Below are 16,958 nucleotides of genomic sequence, written 5' to 3' on the forward strand. Positions count from 1 at the left end.
TTTGGTCGGCGAAACCCTCCCGCGCCGCATGTTTCTCGCCGACCAAAATGTGTTTCGCGACCGATCACGGGACGCGAGGGGACGGGACAGAAAAAGCCCCGCACCGGCCGAAGCGGGTGCGGGGCTGAAGCGCGGAACTTACGCGTTAGCGAGCTCTTCGGCCGGAACGTAACGCTCGATGAGCGCTTCGAATGCGGCGAGATAGGAGCGCAGGAATTCTGCGGTACCCTCGTTGGTCACTTCACCGTCTTCGGTGAACAGGCCGGGCGTGGTCTGAACGTAGCCCTCAGGCTGGCCGAGAACCGGCGCGTTGTAGTGGCTGAAGATGGCCTTCAGGTGCTGCTGTGCAGCGGCCGTGGCGATGCCACCACCCGAGGTTCCGATGATCGCAACAGGCTTGCCGTCGAACGAACCCTGACCCCAGGGGCGTGCCGACCAGTCCAGAGCGTTCTTCAGAACACCCGGAATCGAGCGGCTGTACTCGGGCGTCACGATGATGACACCGTCGACGTCAGCGATGGCCTGCTTGAAGGCGACAGCCTCAGCGGGGTAGTTCGCGTCGTGGTCGGGCGAGTAGAAGCCGAGGTCCTTGATCGGAATCTCCTTGATTTCGACACCCTCGGGAGCAAGACGCTCAAGTGCCTTTGCCAGGCGGCGGTTGATTGAAGTCGAAGAAATCGATCCGACGATGTATCCAATGGTGCGAGTCATAGTTATATTCAAACGCATGTAAATGATTGATGCAAATTGAGAGGCCCCATCTCAGCAACCTCTCAGCGCCAGGCCGCTCGCCCACCGGACCACTCTCCACTCCCCCACGGGGTGGAGGAGACAATTCCCCCGCACGGCGGATGTGCTCCCCACCAGAATTTCTAGATTGGAACCACAAGGAAGGAGCGGTCATGCTGCAACTCAGTGGGATCTCGAAGAATTACGGAACCAGGCAGGTGCTGAACGACGTGTCGTTCACCGTCGCGAACAATCGCCTCACCGGCTTTGTCGGAGGAAACGGTGCAGGCAAGACGACGACGATGCGCATCATTCTCGGTGTGCTCACCGCGGATGGCGGTTCCGTAACCATCGACGGCGAGCCCGTACAAACCACGCAGCGTCGCCGCTTTGGCTACATGCCGGAAGAGCGTGGCCTATACCCGAAGATGGGCGTGCTCGACCAGGTCGCCTACTTCGCCCGCCTGCACGGCTACACCAAGCGCGACGCGGTGCAAAAGGCCACCGCACTGCTCGAAGAACTCAGCCTCGGCGAGCGCCTGACCGACAAGATTGAGTCACTGTCACTCGGCAACCAGCAGCGCGTGCAGATTGCGGCATCGCTCGTGCATGACCCCGAGGTCCTCATCCTCGATGAACCGTTCTCCGGCCTTGACCCCATTGCTGTTGACACGGTCGCGCAGGTTTTGCAGTCGCGCGCCGCACAGGGCGTGTCTGTGCTGTTCTCCAGCCACCAGCTCGATGTCGTTGAGCGCCTGTGTGACGACCTCGTCATCATCGCCGGCGGGCACATTCGCGCCGCAGGCAGCCGCGATGCCCTGCGCGAGCAGTACGCCTCCAACCAGTACGAGCTCGTCTCGACGGCCGACACCGGCTGGCTGCGCACGCAGCCAGGCATCCAGGTCACCGCATTCGACGGCGGCAACGCCCAGTTCATCGCCGATCAGCCCGCTGCGGCACACGCGGCCCTCCGCACCGCACTCACCCACGGTGAGGTCACCAGCTTCAGCCCCCTGCGCCCGACGCTTGCGCAGATCTTCAAGGAGGTCATCCAATGAGTACCGCCGTTAGCCCCAGCTTTGGTCAGTCCGTCGCTCTCGTCGCGGAGCGCGAAATCACGTCGAAGCTGCAGAGCAAAGCCTTCGTCATCTCCACGTTGGTGCTGTTCGCCCTCGTTCTCGCCGGGATCCTATTCTCTGGCTTTGCTGGCGGCTCGTTGAGCGGCGAGACGAAAGTTGCTGTGACAAGCGACTCCTCCGCTGCCCTCGCCGAGGTTCCGGGGCTCGAGCTCATCGAGGTGTCGTCCGTGACCGCCGCCGAAGACGCGCTTCGCAACGACACCGTTGAGGCAGCCGTCGTCGCAGACCCTGCCTCTCCGACCGGCTACACCGTCGTCACGCTGCACGAGGTCGACAACTCACTGACCTCGCTCCTCTCGGTCGCCCCCACGACACACGTGCTCGAACCGAGTGCCACCGACCCGTTCATGCGTTACATCGTCTCGATCGGCTTCGGCGTGCTGTTCATGCTCGCGGCCACCATGTTCGGCTCCACCATCACCCAGTCGGTGATTGAAGAGAAGTCAACGCGCGTCGTTGAGATCCTCATCTCCACCATCTCGACGCGAGCGTTGCTTGCAGGCAAGGTGCTCGGCAACACTGTGCTCGCCATGATGCAGGTGATTGGCATCGTGGTCGTCACGATCCTGGGGCTCACGATCACCGGCCAGGCGGGCCTGCTGAGCCTGCTCGGCGCACCGATGGTGTGGTTCGCGGTGTTCTTCCTGTTCGGCTTCATCCTGTTGGCCGCGATGTTCGCGGCAGCCGCCTCCATGGTGTCGCGTCAGGAAGACGCGGGCGCCACCACGACGCCCATCACGATGCTGATCATGATTCCCTACGTGCTCATCATCCTGTTCAGCGACAACCCCGCCGTTCTCACCGCGATGTCGTATGTTCCGTTCTCCGCCCCGGTCGGCATGCCGATGCGCCTCTTCCTCGGTGAAGCACAGTGGTGGGAGCCGCTGCTCAGCCTCGCGATCCTCGCCGTCACGGCTGGAATCGCGATCGTGGTGGGCGCGAAGATCTACGACAACACGCTGCTGAAGATGGGCAGCCGGGTATCGCTGAAGGACGCGCTGAAGGGTTAGTCCCCAGCCCGCTGCACCAGGATTCCGTCGGCATCAGCCCAGACGGTTGATCCGGGAACAAAGGTGGCGCCGCCGAATGAGACGACAACGTCGACTTCGCCGGCGCCATCTTTTGCGCTCTTGCGGGGGTTTGATCCCAGCGCTTTGATGCCGATGGGCAGTCGCGCCAGTGCGAGCCGGTCACGCACCACACCGTTGATGATGACGCCTGCCCAGCCGTGCTGCACCGCCGAGGCGCCAATCAGGTCGCCCACGAGCGCTGACTCAAGCGAGCCACCACCGTCAACGACGAGCACCTGACCGCGGCCATCTGTCGCCAGCGTCTGCTTCACGAGTGCGTTGTCGCGAAAGCACCGGATCGTTCGCACCCGCCCGGTGAAGGCGGTGCGCCCGCCCATGTCATTCATCACAAGGCTGACCGAATCAAGGGCGTCGCCGTGCTCGTCGTAGAGGTCGGCAGTCTGAAAAGCATGGCTCATATCGGAACCATATGCGCGGCGGCAGGGGTGCGTGCTGCCCTCACAGAAAAAGTCTGCGGCTTCTTCTGTTCTCGAAAATTTCACCCCGGCCGGTGACCCACATCGCGGCCCCTCTTGTTCCGGTCGGCGCCGTGCCAAACTAACGAAGTGACTTTCCACCCCTCCGATGCGCCCAGCGAAGATGCTGGTTCCGTCGCCAACCAGACGCCGTACTCTGACATGCCGATCATGGGTGAGGCGCTGGCCCACGAAGACGGGCAGGCGCCCGAGCCGGCGCGCACCGGGTCACTGTGGCGGGACGGCAACTTTCTCACGATGTGGTCGGGCCAGGCGCTCGCGCAGCTGGGCTCGCAAATTGCGGAGCTCGCAATTCCGACGCTCGCCGTCATTCTGCTGAACGCCAGCGAGCTCGACGTCGGGTTCTTGAATGCGTCGGCGGTTGCCGCGTTCTTGCTGGTCGGGTTGCCCGCTGGCGCCTGGGTTGACCGCATGCGCAAACGGCACGTGATGATTGTCGCCGACGCGGTGCGCGCCCTCGCGCTCGCTGTTCTCCCGATGCTGTGGTTTTTGGGAACCCTCGAGATGTGGCACATGTTCGTGGTGGCTGCCGTCGTCGGGATCGCAAACGTATTCTTCGATGTCTCGTACCAGAGCCTGGTTCCGTCGCTCGTGCCAGCCACCCACATCGCAGAAGCGAACGGCAAGCTGGAGTCAACCGCGCAGGTCGCCGGTATCGCCGGGCCCGCGGTGGGCGGCTGGCTTGTCGGCCTGATCACCGCACCGTTCGCGATTCTCGCAACCGTTGGCACCTACGTCGTCAGCCTCGTCGCCCTGATTTTCACGAAGGACACCGAGCACCTGGAACTACGCACCGAGAAGGGCTCGCTCGTCTCCGACATTGGTGAGGGCCTGCGCTGGGTGTTCGGAAACCGCTATTTGAAGCGCATCGTCGCGACCACCGCGGTGAGCAACTTCTTCAGCACCCTGTCATTCACGCTGCTACCGATCTTCATTCTTCGTGAGCTCGGGCTGTCGGTCGCGAACATGGGATTGATCTTCTCGCTCGCCGGTGTCGGTGGTCTCCTCGGCGCGATGTCGGTGAAGTTCATCGTGGCGCGCGTGGGCGAAGCTCGCGCGATTCTACTGGGGGCCATCGGCTTCAGCGTTACCGCCGTGTTGCTGCCCGTCGCCGCCATGGTTCCGTCTGTCGCTTTTGTCTTACTCGTCGTGCAGGGCTTTATTTCCAGCTTCACGGTGCTGGTCTACAACATCACGCAGGTGACGTTTCGTCAGCGCATCACCCCGCGCCGCTTGCTCGGCCGCATGAACGCGTCGATTCGCTTCGTGGTGTGGGGCGTGATGCCGCTTTCTGCCCTGCTCGCCGGGTACTTGGGCACCGAGTTTGGCGTCGTCGCAACCATGTGGGTCGGCGCCTTCGGCCAGGTGGTGAGCTCACTGTTTGTCGTGTTCGGCCCCTTCTGGGCCACACGAGAACTGCCGGCCACGGCAGAGGCGTGACCGGCAGTTCTCGTTTTTCGGTTATTCGCCGCTCGTGAGGACGAGCCCGGAACCATCGGCTGAGACGTCGACGCGAACGGTGTCGCCGTCGCGCACGTTGCCTGCCAGCAGTGCCGTGGCGAGCTTGTTCTGCACCTCGGTCTGAATCAGGCGACGCAGCGGGCGGGCACCGAAGATCGGGTCGTAGCCGCGCTCAGCCAACCAGGCACGAGCGTCAGGGGTGACCGCCAGAGTGAGGCGGCGCTCCTTGAGACGACGCTGGAGCTGGTCGATGGCGAGCTCGACGATCTGCGAGAGGTCATCGATGCTGAGGGCCTGGAACATCACGATGTCGTCGAGGCGGTTGATGAACTCAGGCTTGAACGCCTGCCGCACGAGGGTCATCACGCCGTCGCGCTTGGCGTCGGCGCTCAGGCTCGGGTCAATCAGAATCGGCGAGCCGATGTTGCTCGTCAGAATCAGAATGACGTTGCTGAAGTCGACGGTGCGGCCCTGACCGTCGGTCAGACGACCATCGTCCATCACCTGGAGCAAGACATCGAACACTTCGGGGTGCGCCTTCTCCACCTCATCGAGCAGCACAACGCTGTACGGGCGACGCCGCACCGCCTCGGTGAGCTGACCGCCAGCCTCATAGCCGACATATCCAGGAGGGGCACCGACCAGACGCGAGACCGAGTGCTTCTCGCCGTACTCCGACATGTCGATGCGGATCATGGCGTGCTCGTCGTCGAAAAGGAACTCAGCGAGCGCCTTGGCGAGTTCGGTCTTGCCGACACCGGTCGGGCCGAGGAACAGGAAGGAACCCGTGGGCCTGCCCGGGTCAGAAATGCCAGCGCGCGAACGACGCACGGCGTCAGACACCGCACGGACGGCTTCCTTCTGACCGATCAGGCGCTTGCCAAGCTCAGCTTCAAGGTGCAGCAGCTTCTCCGACTCACCCTGCATCAGCTTGCCAACCGGAATGCCCGTCCACGCGGCGATCACCGCCGCAATGTCTTCCTCCGTGACCTGCTCGTTGACCATGCGCGGCTCATCGGCAGACAGCGCTTCGGCCTTCTCCGCCTCAGCAATCTCGGCTTCGAGACGCTTAATCGTCTCGTACTCGAGTTTGGAGGCCTTGGCGTAGTCAGCCTCACGCAGCGCGCGGTCGCGCTGCGTGATGGCGTCATCAAGCTGCTTCTTCAAGTCACCCACGCGGTTGAGCCCCTGGCGCTCGCGAGCCCAGCGCTCCTGCAGCACCGCAAGTTCTTGTTCCGACTCGCCCAGTTGCTCTCGCAACGCCGCGAGACGCTCCTTCGATGCCGGGTCTTTCTCCTTCTTCAGTGCGAGCTCTTCCAGCTTCATACGATCAACCTGACGCTTGAGCTGGTCGATCTCGACAGGAGAGGAATCAATTTCCATCTTGAGCCGGGACATCGACTCGTCGATCAGGTCGATCGCCTTGTCAGGCAGCTGACGACTCGGCAGGTAGCGGTTCGAGAGGGCTGCGGCGGCGACGAGCGCGCTGTCGGCAATCGTGACACCGTGGTGCGCTTCGTAGCGCCCCTTGAGTCCGCGCAGGATCGCGATCGTGTCTTCAACGGTCGGCTCGCCGACGTAAACCTGCTGGAAGCGGCGCTCGAGCGCAGCGTCCTTCTCGATGTACTCGCGGTATTCGTTGAGCGTCGTGGCGCCGATCAGGCGTAGTTCGCCGCGGGCAAGCATGGGCTTGAGCATGTTGGAGGCGGCAACGGATCCTTCGCCACCGCCAGCACCCATCAATACGTGAAGCTCGTCAATGAAGGTGATGACTTTGCCGTCAGACTCGGTGATCTCCTTGAGCACGTTCTTGAGGCGCTCTTCAAACTGACCGCGGTACATGGCGCCGGCTACCAGCGCAGACATGTCGAGCGAAATCAGCTCTTTATCTTTCAGACTCTCGGCGACGTCACCCGCGACAATGCGTTGCGCGAGCCCCTCGACGACGGCGGTCTTTCCGACGCCAGGTTCACCGATAAGCACCGGGTTGTTCTTGGTACGACGCGTCAACACCTGGCTAACGCGACGGATCTCCGCATCGCGCCCGATGACAGGGTCAAGCTTGCCCTGCCGGGCGCGATCGGTGAGATTAATGCCGAACTGCTGGAGTGCGCTTTGCTGCTCCTCCTGCGCGGCAGGGTTGGTGTTGTTCATTCGTTCTCCTCATCACTACCCAAAGTTGAGTCGATATGACTCAACTTTACCATTGAGTGTGATTTCGGGCTACCCGCCTGCCTGCGAGAATGCCGAGCGACGGCACGCAGATCGCGCACCACTACCTACGTGTTCAGTCTTCGTCGTCAGGATGTACGGTCGGCTTCTTCGGCTTCTTTGGCTCTTTCGGCGGACGCAGACCCAGCGTGCGGTGCACGTCGGCGCGGCTACGCACGATGAAGATCGACCCCACCAGCCAGAGCGGAATCTGCGCAAGGAAGGCGACGCGGAAAGCATCGAGCGTGTACGTGTCGGGAGACCCTGCACCCTGCAGGTCAAGCAGCAGACCGATCGCGAAGATCAGGATCAGGGCGGAAATGAATCCACCGGCGTTCACGAGACCGGTCGCCGTCGACAATCGGTGTGCCGGGTTGTAGGCGCGAGCGTGGTCGAACGCGATCATCGAGGCCGGGCCACCCGTCGCGATGGCGAAGGCCAGCCCAATGAGCAACCAGACGGGCGCCGGACCTGGCCAGAGGATGACCGTCATCCATGCGACGAACTGGAGCGCCACCGTCGGCAAGACAAGGCCGTATGAGCGATGCAGCGGGTGCCGCCCCGACAGTGTTCCCAGGATCGGCCCCATGATCATGCCGAAGATCACGAGCAGCGTCGTAATGACGGATGCGACCTCGCGCGATTGCCCTTCGCCTGCGGTCAGGAACGGCACACCCCAGAGCATGAGAAATGCGGTGCCGGCGAAGGGCGTCGTGAAGTGCGACCAGAACCCGAGTCGCGTGCCCGGGTTTTGCCACGCCTCCCCCAGCGACTGCCGCAAGTCGAACGAGCTCTTAACGACGCGAATGGCTCCGGTGTCAGTGTTTACCGAGACGTCCGCCGCAACCGTCGGCGGGTGGTTGCGGACGATCACGAAGACGAGCACGGCGAACACGGCCGTCGTCAAGGCCAGTGTCGCGAACGCGAACTCCCAGCTCGTCTCGTGCAACAGCAAGGGCAACGGAACCAACGCGAGCAGCTGGCCGCCCTGCCCCACGGTTCCGGTCAGCTGTGCCATGAGCGGCGCGCGCTGGGCGGAATACCACGTGGAAACCAGTCGGAGCACGCCGGGAAAGAGTGCAGCATCTCCTGCGCCGAGCAACATGCGTGCGGCGATCGCGACGCCAACATTGGGCGAAAACGCCATGACCAATTGGCCGATGACGATCATGCTGAGGCCGATCGTCATGATGGGCCTGGCGCCAAACCGGTCGAGCAAGAGCCCGGACGGAATCTGCATGATCGCGTAAACGCCCACCTGCAGCACCGCAAACATCGACAGCGTTGATGCGTCAGCGGAGAAGCGATCTGCCGCTTCCACTCCGAGCGCCGACAACGATGATCGGTTGGTAATCGAGAGAACGTAGGCAAGTACTCCGACGGTCCAGATAATCCATGCCCGCGCGTTCGGGGCTCGGTTCGCCTCCACGAAGCCTCCTTCTCCGTTTCAATCCTGCCACTGCACTCAACCGATGCGTATCGTGGTGGTCACTCCTCGCAACACATCGGAGTCACCGTGACGAACAAAACGCCCTCAGTCCCGGATTTTGATCCTCAGTTCGGAACCACCCCATACGTACCGGGCACTGACCCGCATTACGGTGTGATGCCGCCTGCTGCTGGGTTTGACCCGCAGTTCGGAACCACACCGTACGCGCCAAGCGCGTCCGGCGGTCGTCCCGTTGGCGGAGACGCGAAATATGGCAAGATCGGCACCGCCATTGCCGCTGTCAGCCTATTGCTCTCTGTTCTCAGTGCGCCACTTATCAACATCGTGATGCATGGAGGCGATTATTCCGCGTGGGCCTCGGCGCACATGATCGTTTCGTTTGCGCTTGCAGCCGTCAATGTCGTGATCTTGCTGTTCGGACTCGCGGGCCTGCGCAAAGATCGGGTTCGCCTGTTCGCTGGCATCGCGCTCGGCGTCGGCGGTTTTGGCATCCTCAGTTTCGTGCTCGGATACATCCCGAATATTACCGGGGTGTTCTTCTGAGCTTCAGACCGCCCGTAGCAATGCGCGCACAGGTCTGACGCTAGGTGCGCGCAACGAGTCGCTGTGCCGCTTCAAGAAGAACCCCGGCGGAGCGTTCCCAGGTAAAGCGGGCAACGTGGGCGCGCCCGGCGGCGACCACAGCGGTGCGGCGCTCATCATCGTCGAACGCAATGATCGCGTCGGCCACAGCCTTCGGGTCATGCGGGTCGACGTAGAGGGCACCACCGCCGGCAACCTCGCGGAAGATGGGCATGTCAGTGACCACAGCGGGCACACCGAGCTCGAGTGCCTCAGCCACCGGCAGACCATAGCCCTCATCAAGGCTCATTGTGACGAGGGCGCCATCGTCTGCAAGCAATGCGGCGTACTCCGCGTCAGTGACGCCGTTGTGAAAGACAATTTTCACTCCGGGGGCCGCGAGCGCTTCGTACTCCGCGCGACGGGCAGGAGTGATCCGGCTGAGCACATGCAACGCGCGACCCGGCAGGTACGCCATCGCCCGCACTAGCGTCTCCACGTTCTTGTACGGCATGAAGGAGCCCATGTACACGAGGTTTGTCGGCGCTCCAGCACGCACTGAAACGCCAGAAGGCAACTGCTCAGCAAGCTTTTGCGGCGCATTGTGAATCACAATGACCTCCCGCTTGGTGAGGTTCACCTCCGCGAACTGGCGGCGCGATTCTTCACTCACGGTCGCCACAATGTCGGCGCCGTTGAGCGTGATGCGCTGCGGCACATACGTGAGGTGGAATAGCCGCCAGCCAACGCGCACCAGCCAGGGCAGGTTCCGAGGCGGGGTGCGATGCCGGTAATAGATCATGTCGTGCAGCGTCAGGATCAGCCGGAACTTTCGTCCGGCGGAACCCAGGGTCTGCATCGGAGAGTAGACAACGTCGGGGTGCAGCTTATTGAGCAAGCGTGCCGCGAACGCTTCTTTCGCAGAGGTCGGCGCATGGAACATGTGCGCGGCTGATCCGGCAGGCAAGAACGCGCACTGCGCCTCTTGGTGGATCAGAAACGTGATCTCCACGTCGGTGGGTGCCGTCGCCACGAGGGCGTGCGCAAGTTCGTGCGAGAACCGGCTAATGCCATCGTGAAAATCGGTGCGGATGTACCGAGCGTCAAAGATCAGACGCATGTCAGTCGAGCGGCTCGTTGCGGTAGAGCTTTTCAAACGTCGTCAGCGTGCGGTTAATGTCGTGAATCTTCACGCCATCAAGCGAAGCGTTCTGCATGCGCAGATACTCTTCCGGCGTCGCCGTCAGCACGCGGCGCAGCTTGTCAGCGAGATCGGCAACGTTGCCTGGCTCAAACAGGTAACCGTTTTCGCCATCGTGCACGAGGTGCGGAAGGGCAACGGCGTCGGCGGCAACGATGGGCAGACCGGAGGCCATCGCTTCCATCGTCGCGATTGACTGTAGTTCAGCGATCGACGCAATTGTGAAGACGCTGGCGCGGGTAAGGAATCCGCGCAGTTCTTCGTCAGGGATGCGCCCGTGGAAGCTGACGCGGTCATTCAGACCCAGCTGTGCGGTGAGCTCGACAAGGTTCTTGTGCTGGTCGCCGCCACCGACGATGTCGAAGTGAATGTCAAGTTCCGGAACCAGGGAGGCAATCGCCTTCAGCACAACGTCGACGTGCTTCTCGGTCGTCAGGCGCCCAACAAAGACGACGTTCATCTGGGTGCGCGGCGACAAATCAGCCGTGTAGTTGCGCTGATCGATACCGCAGCTGATCGGAATGACGCCGGTGATGTCGATCGTCTGCTCGAGGAACTCTGCGGCGCGACGCGTCGGCGTCGTCACGGCACGAGCCATGTTGAACGTGCGGGTCGCATCGTCCCACGCAAGCTTCAGCACGAGCTTGTCGACGAACGGCGGCATCGTCGTGAAGTCAAGAATGTTTTCGGCCATCACGTGGTTGGTGGCGATCATCGGAATGCCACGCTTGCGGGCAATACGGGCGAGCCCGCGACCAATCACAATGTGCGACTGAATGTGCACGATGTCGGGCTGAACTTCGCTCAGCACTTTGCGTGCGTAGTGCTTCGAACGCCACGGCCACACAAAGCGCAGCCAGTCGTGCGGCGCCCAGCGCACCGAAGGCAGACGGTGCATGATGACCGGTTGCCCCTCGATGACCTCGGTGTGCGTCGGGTTCTGCTTGTATTGCGTGTTCGGTGCAGCGACGTGCACCTCGTGGCCACGCTCGACGAGGCCAGCAGCCAGCCGCTCCGTGAATCGAGCGGCGCCGTTGATGTCGGGGGCGAAGGTATCTGCACCAATCAGAATCTTCAACGGACGCTTCGCCTGCGGGTGCCTGGTACCGTTGTCGGCTTCGGGCATCGGGGAGGAACTCACGAGGTATGCTGCCTTCTTCTTTTTGTCGAACGCGACGGTGGCCACGCCCAGCGCCCTAACTGTACCCGGTGCGTGCTGGATACCAGCCGATCCCGCGCCGATCATGCCCGCCATCACGGGGTTCCTGCAGGTGAACTCTTCGTGACACGGCAATGACGCTGCGCATATATGGAGGCTCATCGGCGTGGTTGCACGTCGAACCACGGTGCGTACAGAGAGCGGAACCACCGGTGCGGGTGAACGGTGCCCCATAAGCTGGTGACATGGCCAGACTCTTCGCAGAAGCCGACCCGACAACGTGGGTGCCGGTGACCGAATCCTTCGGTTTTCGCGGACGCCGCCACCGCAAGGCCGCGTTGCGCATGCTGATGGCGCAGATGACGGGTGCGATGGGAGCTGAGGCGCCCCGCGGTGGGCGTTTCGCGACGTGGGCGATGAGCCAGGCCGCGCCGGCGTTGATGCGCAAGGCCGCTGGCCGCGTGCTGGTGTGGGTGCACAAGGGCGACCCTGAGCTGGTCGTGGTGATGGCGACGATCCAGCAGGCAACGCCCCAGCTGCGCACAGCCCGTGCGATGCGGCCGATGGAGTACGACGACAGCGTCAACTTCGGCCACCCCACGCTAGGTGTCGGCGAGAAGCTGGTGATGGACGCGCCTGGCAACGGGCAGCCCCCATTCGTGCAGTACTCATGGGATCGCGGCACTGACTTCATCGAGGTGACCGCTATTGCCGGCGACCCCAACCGCTTTCCGACGACGTTCGGAGATCTCGATGCGCTGGCGCGAGAAATTCGCGTGATCGATGACATGACCGTCACCGAAGGGTCCCCCACGCTCCGGATTGACCCGGCGTAACGACTCTTCCGCTGCGGCCAGGCCGGGTGCCACAATGAGCGCATGACCGACGTGTGGGAAAGCCCCGAATCGCCTGCTGAGCAACGCGGACGCGGCATCGCCGCCCGAACACGCGTGCGACGCAGCGATCTCGCCCAGCTCGGAACAGGTGCGCGTGATCCACTCAGCATCCTCGATGCGCAAAACAAGTCGCGCGACCCGTTCCTGGTTCCGCTTCGCAAAGAGCGCATGAGCGCGAGCCCATTCGCGTTCTACCGCGGAACCGCGGCGCTGATGGCTGCGGATCTTGCTGATGCGCCGCACAGCGGAATTCTGGTGGCATCGTGTGGTGACGCGCACGTGTCAAACTTTGGGTTTTACGCGTCACCGCAGCGCGATCTCGTGTTTGACCTCAATGACTTTGATGAGGCGGCGTGGGCACCGTGGGAGTGGGATCTGAAGCGCCTTGCGGCGAGCATCGTCGTGGGCGGGCGTGCCACCGGGCGCACCGATGAGGTGATCGACGAAGCCGTGCGTCGCGCTGTTGCGACGTATGTGCGTGGCATCAGACGGGCCATCGCACTCAGCCCCACCGAGCGTTACTTCACGCACTTCGATGTCGCGGCGACGACCCAACTGCTTGACAAGGCGTCGCAGAAGGCGACGAAAGCGTCGATTAAGGCAGCGCAGAAGCGCACGGGTGAGCGTGCGGTGCGCAAACTCACCCATCTTGATGAGTCCGGGCGATTGCGGTTCGTGCTGATGCCGCCAACCACCACTGCCGTGGATGATGAGCTTCGTAACCGTGTCGGCAATCTCATGCAGCAGTTTCGCGACAGCGCGACGCCGGACGTCTCACTGTTGTTCGAGCACTACGGCGTGAGCGATGTCGTGCAGCGCGTCGTTGGCGTCGGCAGCGTGGGTACCCGGTGTTACCTCGTGCTGTTGCAAGACGGTGGCGGCCACAGCCTGCTCATGCAGCCGAAGGAAGCCGGCCAGAGCGTGCTCATTCAATACGGTCGCATCGAGCAACCCGCCATCGTGACGCAACACATCACCGAGCATGGCGAGGGTGCGCGAGTGGTGGCCATGCAACGCATTTTGCAGGCGCTTTCTGACCCATTCCTCGGCCACATGCGTGGGCCGCTTCGCGACTTCTATGTGCGGCAGTTTCACGACATGAAGGGATCCATCGAGGTCGAAGAGCTCGAAGACGGACCGTTCGTGACCTACGCGCAGTCCTGTGCGGCGGTGATCGCTCGAGCGCACAGCCAATCGGCGACGGCCCCGGTTGTTGCCGGATATATCGGAAGCGGGCGCGGCATCGCCGCCGCGATTCTCACCTGGGCACGCGCCTACGCCGACGTGTCACTCGCCGACTTCGAGGCATTCCGTGCGTCTATTTCAGCCACAGGCGCCGCTGATTCTTCCCCTGGTTCCGACTCTCCTGGTTCCGGAACCGCCTGATAACGACAGAGAGGGAGCACCCCGCCTGGCACTCCCTCTCGTCTGACGTCGAATTAGATCGCGACGTCACCAATCAGGTTGACGATGAGACCCATGCGCTCGAACATGGCAGCCTTCGCGAGTAGCGCCTTGTCAGCCGACTGGGCGTCATCCGCGTAAACCATCTGCACGTGGTTGGCCTTGTGGCGTGCCATGAACTGGTCGCGGCTGACCCCGTGCAGCACGACGTGCGCGATCGGCCATTCCGGGTTCGTCGCCTGCTTGCGGCGCTCGGTTTCCTCAGCGGGCAGTTCGATAGCGGAACCACGGAAGATGTCGACCTGAAGCTGGTCGTCTGCGATGAAAACGCGGCTCAGCACGAGCTCACCGGGCTTGGAAATTCCGTTGATCGTGGAACCACCCGCGGGGAAGAACACCGGGTCTTGGCGCCAGCCTTCTGCGTTCTGCCAACCGCCCAGGTGCGAGGCCGGGACGGAGCCGGAGATTTCGTAGACCCACACGAACTGGCCGTCGTATTCTTCGCCCCAGCGCACATCGTGCAGCGTGTTGTCCGGAACCATACCCATGGCGGTCCAGACGCGGTCGGTAACGAGCGCGTCGACTGCCACGCCCTCGTCGGCCTCGTTGAAGTGCGGGAAAGCACGGCCCGCGTGCAGCTCACGCTTGCCGTCACGGGAGAAGACCGGCGGACGCTCGGTCGAGTTGAGGATGCCCTCGGCGAGGTCGGAGGCCGGAACCAGGTCCTTCAGACCCTGCTGGTACTGGATGCCGACGGCATCAAGGCCGAAGTCGTCGGAGATGCGCAGCGCGGCGATGTACATCTTGTACTGCCACTGCAGCTGGGTTTCGGTCAGCTCGGTCGCCTCGTCGGTGCCGAGGCGGAACGTCATGCCCTTCTCTGTCAGCCACGCGCCGACAGCGGCGGCTTCTTCGTCGGTGACGCGCAGCATTTCGGCGTACAGCGCCGACTGCGACAGGCGCTCCTTGTAGATACCCGTCTTGTTGAGCAGTTCGTCATCGAAGATGGCGTTGTACATACCCATGCAGCCCTCATCGAAGACACCGATGATGGCCTTGTCGCGCAGCAGCTGGTCGCCGAGGGCGTAGCCAAGATCACGCTCGGGCGATGCAGGCAACTCGGGCAACGCGCGCACGTGCGAGTCGTCGTGCGTGATGGTTCCGGTCTCGACCCACTCGGCGAGGCCAGCGGCAAACCAGTCGTCGGTGAAGTCGACCGACCAAATGGTCGAGTACGGCTTGTTCATCTTGGTGAGTCCAGCGTTGAGGCCGAGCAGACCGACGAGCCCTGGCCAGTCACCTGCAAAGTTGGCGACCGTGAGGATCGGGCCCTCGTGCGTGCGCAGACCGGCAAGCACGTGGTGCGAGTACTGCCAGACAGCCTCCGCAACGATGAGCGGGGCGTCGGCGGGGATCGTCTTGAAGACTTCGAGTCCCATGCGCTGACTCGAAATGAAGCCGTGGCCGGTCTCCGGGTCGATGCCGTTGGCGCGGATGATGCTCCATCCGAGCGCTTCGAACGCGCGGGTGATGTCGGCTTCCATCGTGGCCTGCGTCGGCCAGCCGGCGACGTTGGCTGACTCGCGGAGGTCACCGGAGGCGATGAGGTAGGCGGTCTTCGGCGCCACGGGTGCGGTGGCGGGGGTGTCAGGGAAGGTGTACGTCATGACGTCTCTTTCGTGCTGGGGTCTCGGTGCCTACGCGCCGTGCTGGCGGCGAGCAAGGGCGTGCTGAATGTCTTTGGTCTGCGTGTAGAGCGCGAGATAGTGCGCGTATAGGTCGTCATAGTCCGCGCGGTTGTCGGGGGTGGGCGCGATGCGGGTAGTGACGGGGTTCCAATCGGTGATCGACTGCTTGTCGTCAGAGATCGCTTGCGCGGCGAGGTATGCGGCGCCGTAGCTGGCACCGATTGTCGTCGCCGGAACCTCCTGCACGAGGCCGGTGACATCCGACACAATCTGCAACCACAGTTGCCCCTGGGTTCCGCCGCCCACCGCAACAATCCGCTCGATGTGGGCGCCAGCGGCGCGCACCGTCTCGATGTTGTGGCGAACGCCAAACGCTGTCGCTTCGAGGGCCGCGCGGTAGAGGTCGCCGCGGGTGTGCGTGACGGTGAGCCCGGCGATCACGCCACGCGCATCGGGGTCGAGAATCGGCGTGCGCTCCCCCGCAAAATACGGGAGCATGAGCAGGCCGTTGCCGCCGACCCCGGCAGCCTCCGCCTCCGCGAGCAGGGCCGGATAGTCGGTATCGGTGAGGTCTTTCAGCCAGGCGGTGAGAGCGCCGCTGGTCGCGAGACCACCGGCGAGGTTCGTCGTGCCGGGGTAGGCGCCAATGGTGGTCCACATCGACGGGGTACGCAGGATTTCGCTTCCGGTGGCGACCAGGAACATCGTGGTGCCGTACATCAGCATCAGGTCACCGGGGTCAACCGCGCCAACGCTCACCGATTCTGTCCACGCGTCGATGGTTCCGGCGATGACGGGCGTGCCCTCGGTAAGCCCGGTCGCGGCGCTCGCAACCGCGGTGATGGTTCCGGCAATCTCCCCAGGCCACACCAGCTGCGGCTGCTCGATACCGGGCGCGTAGCGTTGCCACCAGGCGTCGTGCCACTGCTGGGTGGTGACGTCATAGAGCGGCGTGGACTGCGACGCGGAGTGGTGGTCGAGCACGTACGCGCCGGTGAGGTTGCGAGCCAACCACGATGACGGCATGAATAGTCGGCGGGCGCGAGCGTACACCTCGGGCTCGTTGTCGGCGACCCACACAATCTTGGGGCCGGCGGCCTGCGTTGTGAGGGTGGAACCAGCAGTTGCGGTGATGGCATCGACGCCAAGTTCTGCGGTCATGCGCTCGATCTGCTCGATGGCACGCATGTCGACGCCGTACAGAATCGCGGGCCGCACGGGAACGTCGTCGGCATCGGTCAGCAGCACGCACGGGCCCATGCCGCTGACACCAACCGCGGTAACCTCGGCGTCCGGACGTTGGGCCTTTAGCTGCGCTGTGACATCGATGAACTCGTTCCACCACACGGCAGGGTCGTGCTCAACATGACCGAGCGCGGGTCGGCTCACCTCGTGCGCGACCGTCGCCTGCGCAACGATCGTGCCATCGGGCGCCACGAGGACGCCCTTCGATGACGAGGTTCCGACGTCGAAACCGAGGGTGACTCTCATG

14 protein-coding genes are annotated in these 16,958 nt (G+C 63.2%); 6 read left to right on the forward strand and 8 right to left on the reverse strand.

The genetic code is table 11. The features are described 5' to 3' along the window. Positions 1 to 138 precede the first annotated feature (138 nt). Positions 139 to 711, reverse strand: coding sequence for an NADPH-dependent FMN reductase (locus tag KTJ77_RS11390; RefSeq protein WP_217338661.1), 573 nt, complete (start codon positions 709 to 711; stop codon positions 139 to 141). Between the two features lie 191 nt (positions 712 to 902). On the opposite strand from KTJ77_RS11390, the gene KTJ77_RS11395 reads away from it, so the two are divergent. Together KTJ77_RS11395 and KTJ77_RS11400 are read left to right on the forward strand one after the other, a co-directional pair. Next, a complete protein-coding gene (locus KTJ77_RS11395) occupies positions 903 to 1,787 on the forward strand; it encodes an ABC transporter ATP-binding protein (protein WP_217338662.1) in 885 nt (294 codons plus the stop codon). Beyond that, positions 1,784 to 2,878, forward strand: a complete 1,095-nt coding sequence (locus KTJ77_RS11400) for an ABC transporter permease (RefSeq protein ID WP_217338663.1) — start codon at positions 1,784 to 1,786, stop codon at positions 2,876 to 2,878. Before KTJ77_RS11395 ends, KTJ77_RS11400 begins: the two co-directional genes overlap by 4 nt. On the opposite strand, the gene rraA is transcribed toward KTJ77_RS11400, so the two are convergent. Then, positions 2,875 to 3,357, reverse strand: a complete 483-nt coding sequence (gene rraA / locus KTJ77_RS11405; protein WP_217338664.1) for a ribonuclease E activity regulator RraA — start codon at positions 3,355 to 3,357, stop codon at positions 2,875 to 2,877. The two genes, KTJ77_RS11400 and rraA, sit on opposite strands and share 4 nt — an antisense overlap. Positions 3,358 to 3,504: 147 nt before the next feature. Between rraA and KTJ77_RS11410 the strand changes: the two genes are divergently transcribed. Then, positions 3,505 to 4,875 carry an MFS transporter gene (locus KTJ77_RS11410; protein ID WP_367948913.1) on the forward strand — a complete coding sequence of 457 codons (1,371 nt, stop codon included), beginning with the start codon at positions 3,505 to 3,507 and terminating at the stop codon, positions 4,873 to 4,875. A gap of 21 nt (positions 4,876 to 4,896) precedes the next feature. Here the strand turns inward: KTJ77_RS11410 and KTJ77_RS11415 are convergent, their stop codons facing one another. Both KTJ77_RS11415 and KTJ77_RS11420 read right to left on the reverse strand, forming a co-directional pair. Beyond that, positions 4,897 to 7,050, reverse strand: a complete 2,154-nt coding sequence (locus tag KTJ77_RS11415; protein ID WP_217338665.1) for an ATP-dependent Clp protease ATP-binding subunit — start codon at positions 7,048 to 7,050, stop codon at positions 4,897 to 4,899. Between the two features lie 133 nt (positions 7,051 to 7,183). Further along, the gene (locus KTJ77_RS11420) at positions 7,184 to 8,536 is read right to left on the reverse strand and encodes a nitrate/nitrite transporter (protein WP_367948914.1); all 1,353 of its coding nucleotides are present in this window, start codon (positions 8,534 to 8,536) and stop codon (positions 7,184 to 7,186) included. Between the two features lie 87 nt (positions 8,537 to 8,623). Between KTJ77_RS11420 and KTJ77_RS11425 the strand changes: the two genes are divergently transcribed. Continuing rightward, positions 8,624 to 9,100 (forward strand): hypothetical protein, encoded by a 477-nt coding sequence (locus KTJ77_RS11425; protein ID WP_217338666.1) that lies wholly within the window; start codon positions 8,624 to 8,626, stop codon positions 9,098 to 9,100. Positions 9,101 to 9,140: 40 nt separating this feature from the next. Here KTJ77_RS11425 and KTJ77_RS11430 read toward each other — a convergent pair whose 3' ends face one another. Further along, on the reverse strand, positions 9,141 to 10,238 hold the full coding sequence (locus KTJ77_RS11430; RefSeq protein WP_217338667.1) for a glycosyltransferase family 1 protein: 1,098 nt from the start codon (positions 10,236 to 10,238) through the stop codon (positions 9,141 to 9,143). Position 10,239: 1 nt separating this feature from the next. Then, complete coding sequence (locus KTJ77_RS11435) at positions 10,240 to 11,445, reverse strand: glycosyltransferase (protein WP_217338869.1); 1,206 nt, start codon at positions 11,443 to 11,445, stop codon at positions 10,240 to 10,242. 278 nt (positions 11,446 to 11,723) lie between these two features. On the opposite strand from KTJ77_RS11435, the gene KTJ77_RS11440 reads away from it, so the two are divergent. Together KTJ77_RS11440 and KTJ77_RS11445 are read left to right on the forward strand one after the other, a co-directional pair. Next, positions 11,724 to 12,314: a hypothetical protein gene (locus KTJ77_RS11440; protein WP_217338668.1), complete on the forward strand. Its 591-nt coding sequence runs from the start codon at positions 11,724 to 11,726 to the stop codon at positions 12,312 to 12,314. 42 nt (positions 12,315 to 12,356) lie between these two features. Then, on the forward strand, positions 12,357 to 13,760 hold the full coding sequence (locus KTJ77_RS11445; protein ID WP_217338669.1) for a DUF2252 domain-containing protein: 1,404 nt from the start codon (positions 12,357 to 12,359) through the stop codon (positions 13,758 to 13,760). 53 nt (positions 13,761 to 13,813) lie between these two features. On the opposite strand, the gene KTJ77_RS11450 is transcribed toward KTJ77_RS11445, so the two are convergent. Together KTJ77_RS11450 and KTJ77_RS11455 are read right to left on the reverse strand one after the other, a co-directional pair. Further along, a complete protein-coding gene (locus KTJ77_RS11450; protein ID WP_217338670.1) occupies positions 13,814 to 15,445 on the reverse strand; it encodes a fucose isomerase in 1,632 nt (543 codons plus the stop codon). 30 nt (positions 15,446 to 15,475) lie between these two features. Beyond that, positions 15,476 to 16,957, reverse strand: coding sequence for an FGGY-family carbohydrate kinase (locus KTJ77_RS11455; protein WP_217338671.1), 1,482 nt, complete (start codon positions 16,955 to 16,957; stop codon positions 15,476 to 15,478). Position 16,958 lies beyond the last annotated feature (1 nt).

It is taken from the genome of Microbacterium sp. NC79 (assembly GCF_019061125.1).
Taxonomy (GTDB): domain Bacteria; phylum Actinomycetota; class Actinomycetes; order Actinomycetales; family Microbacteriaceae; genus Microbacterium.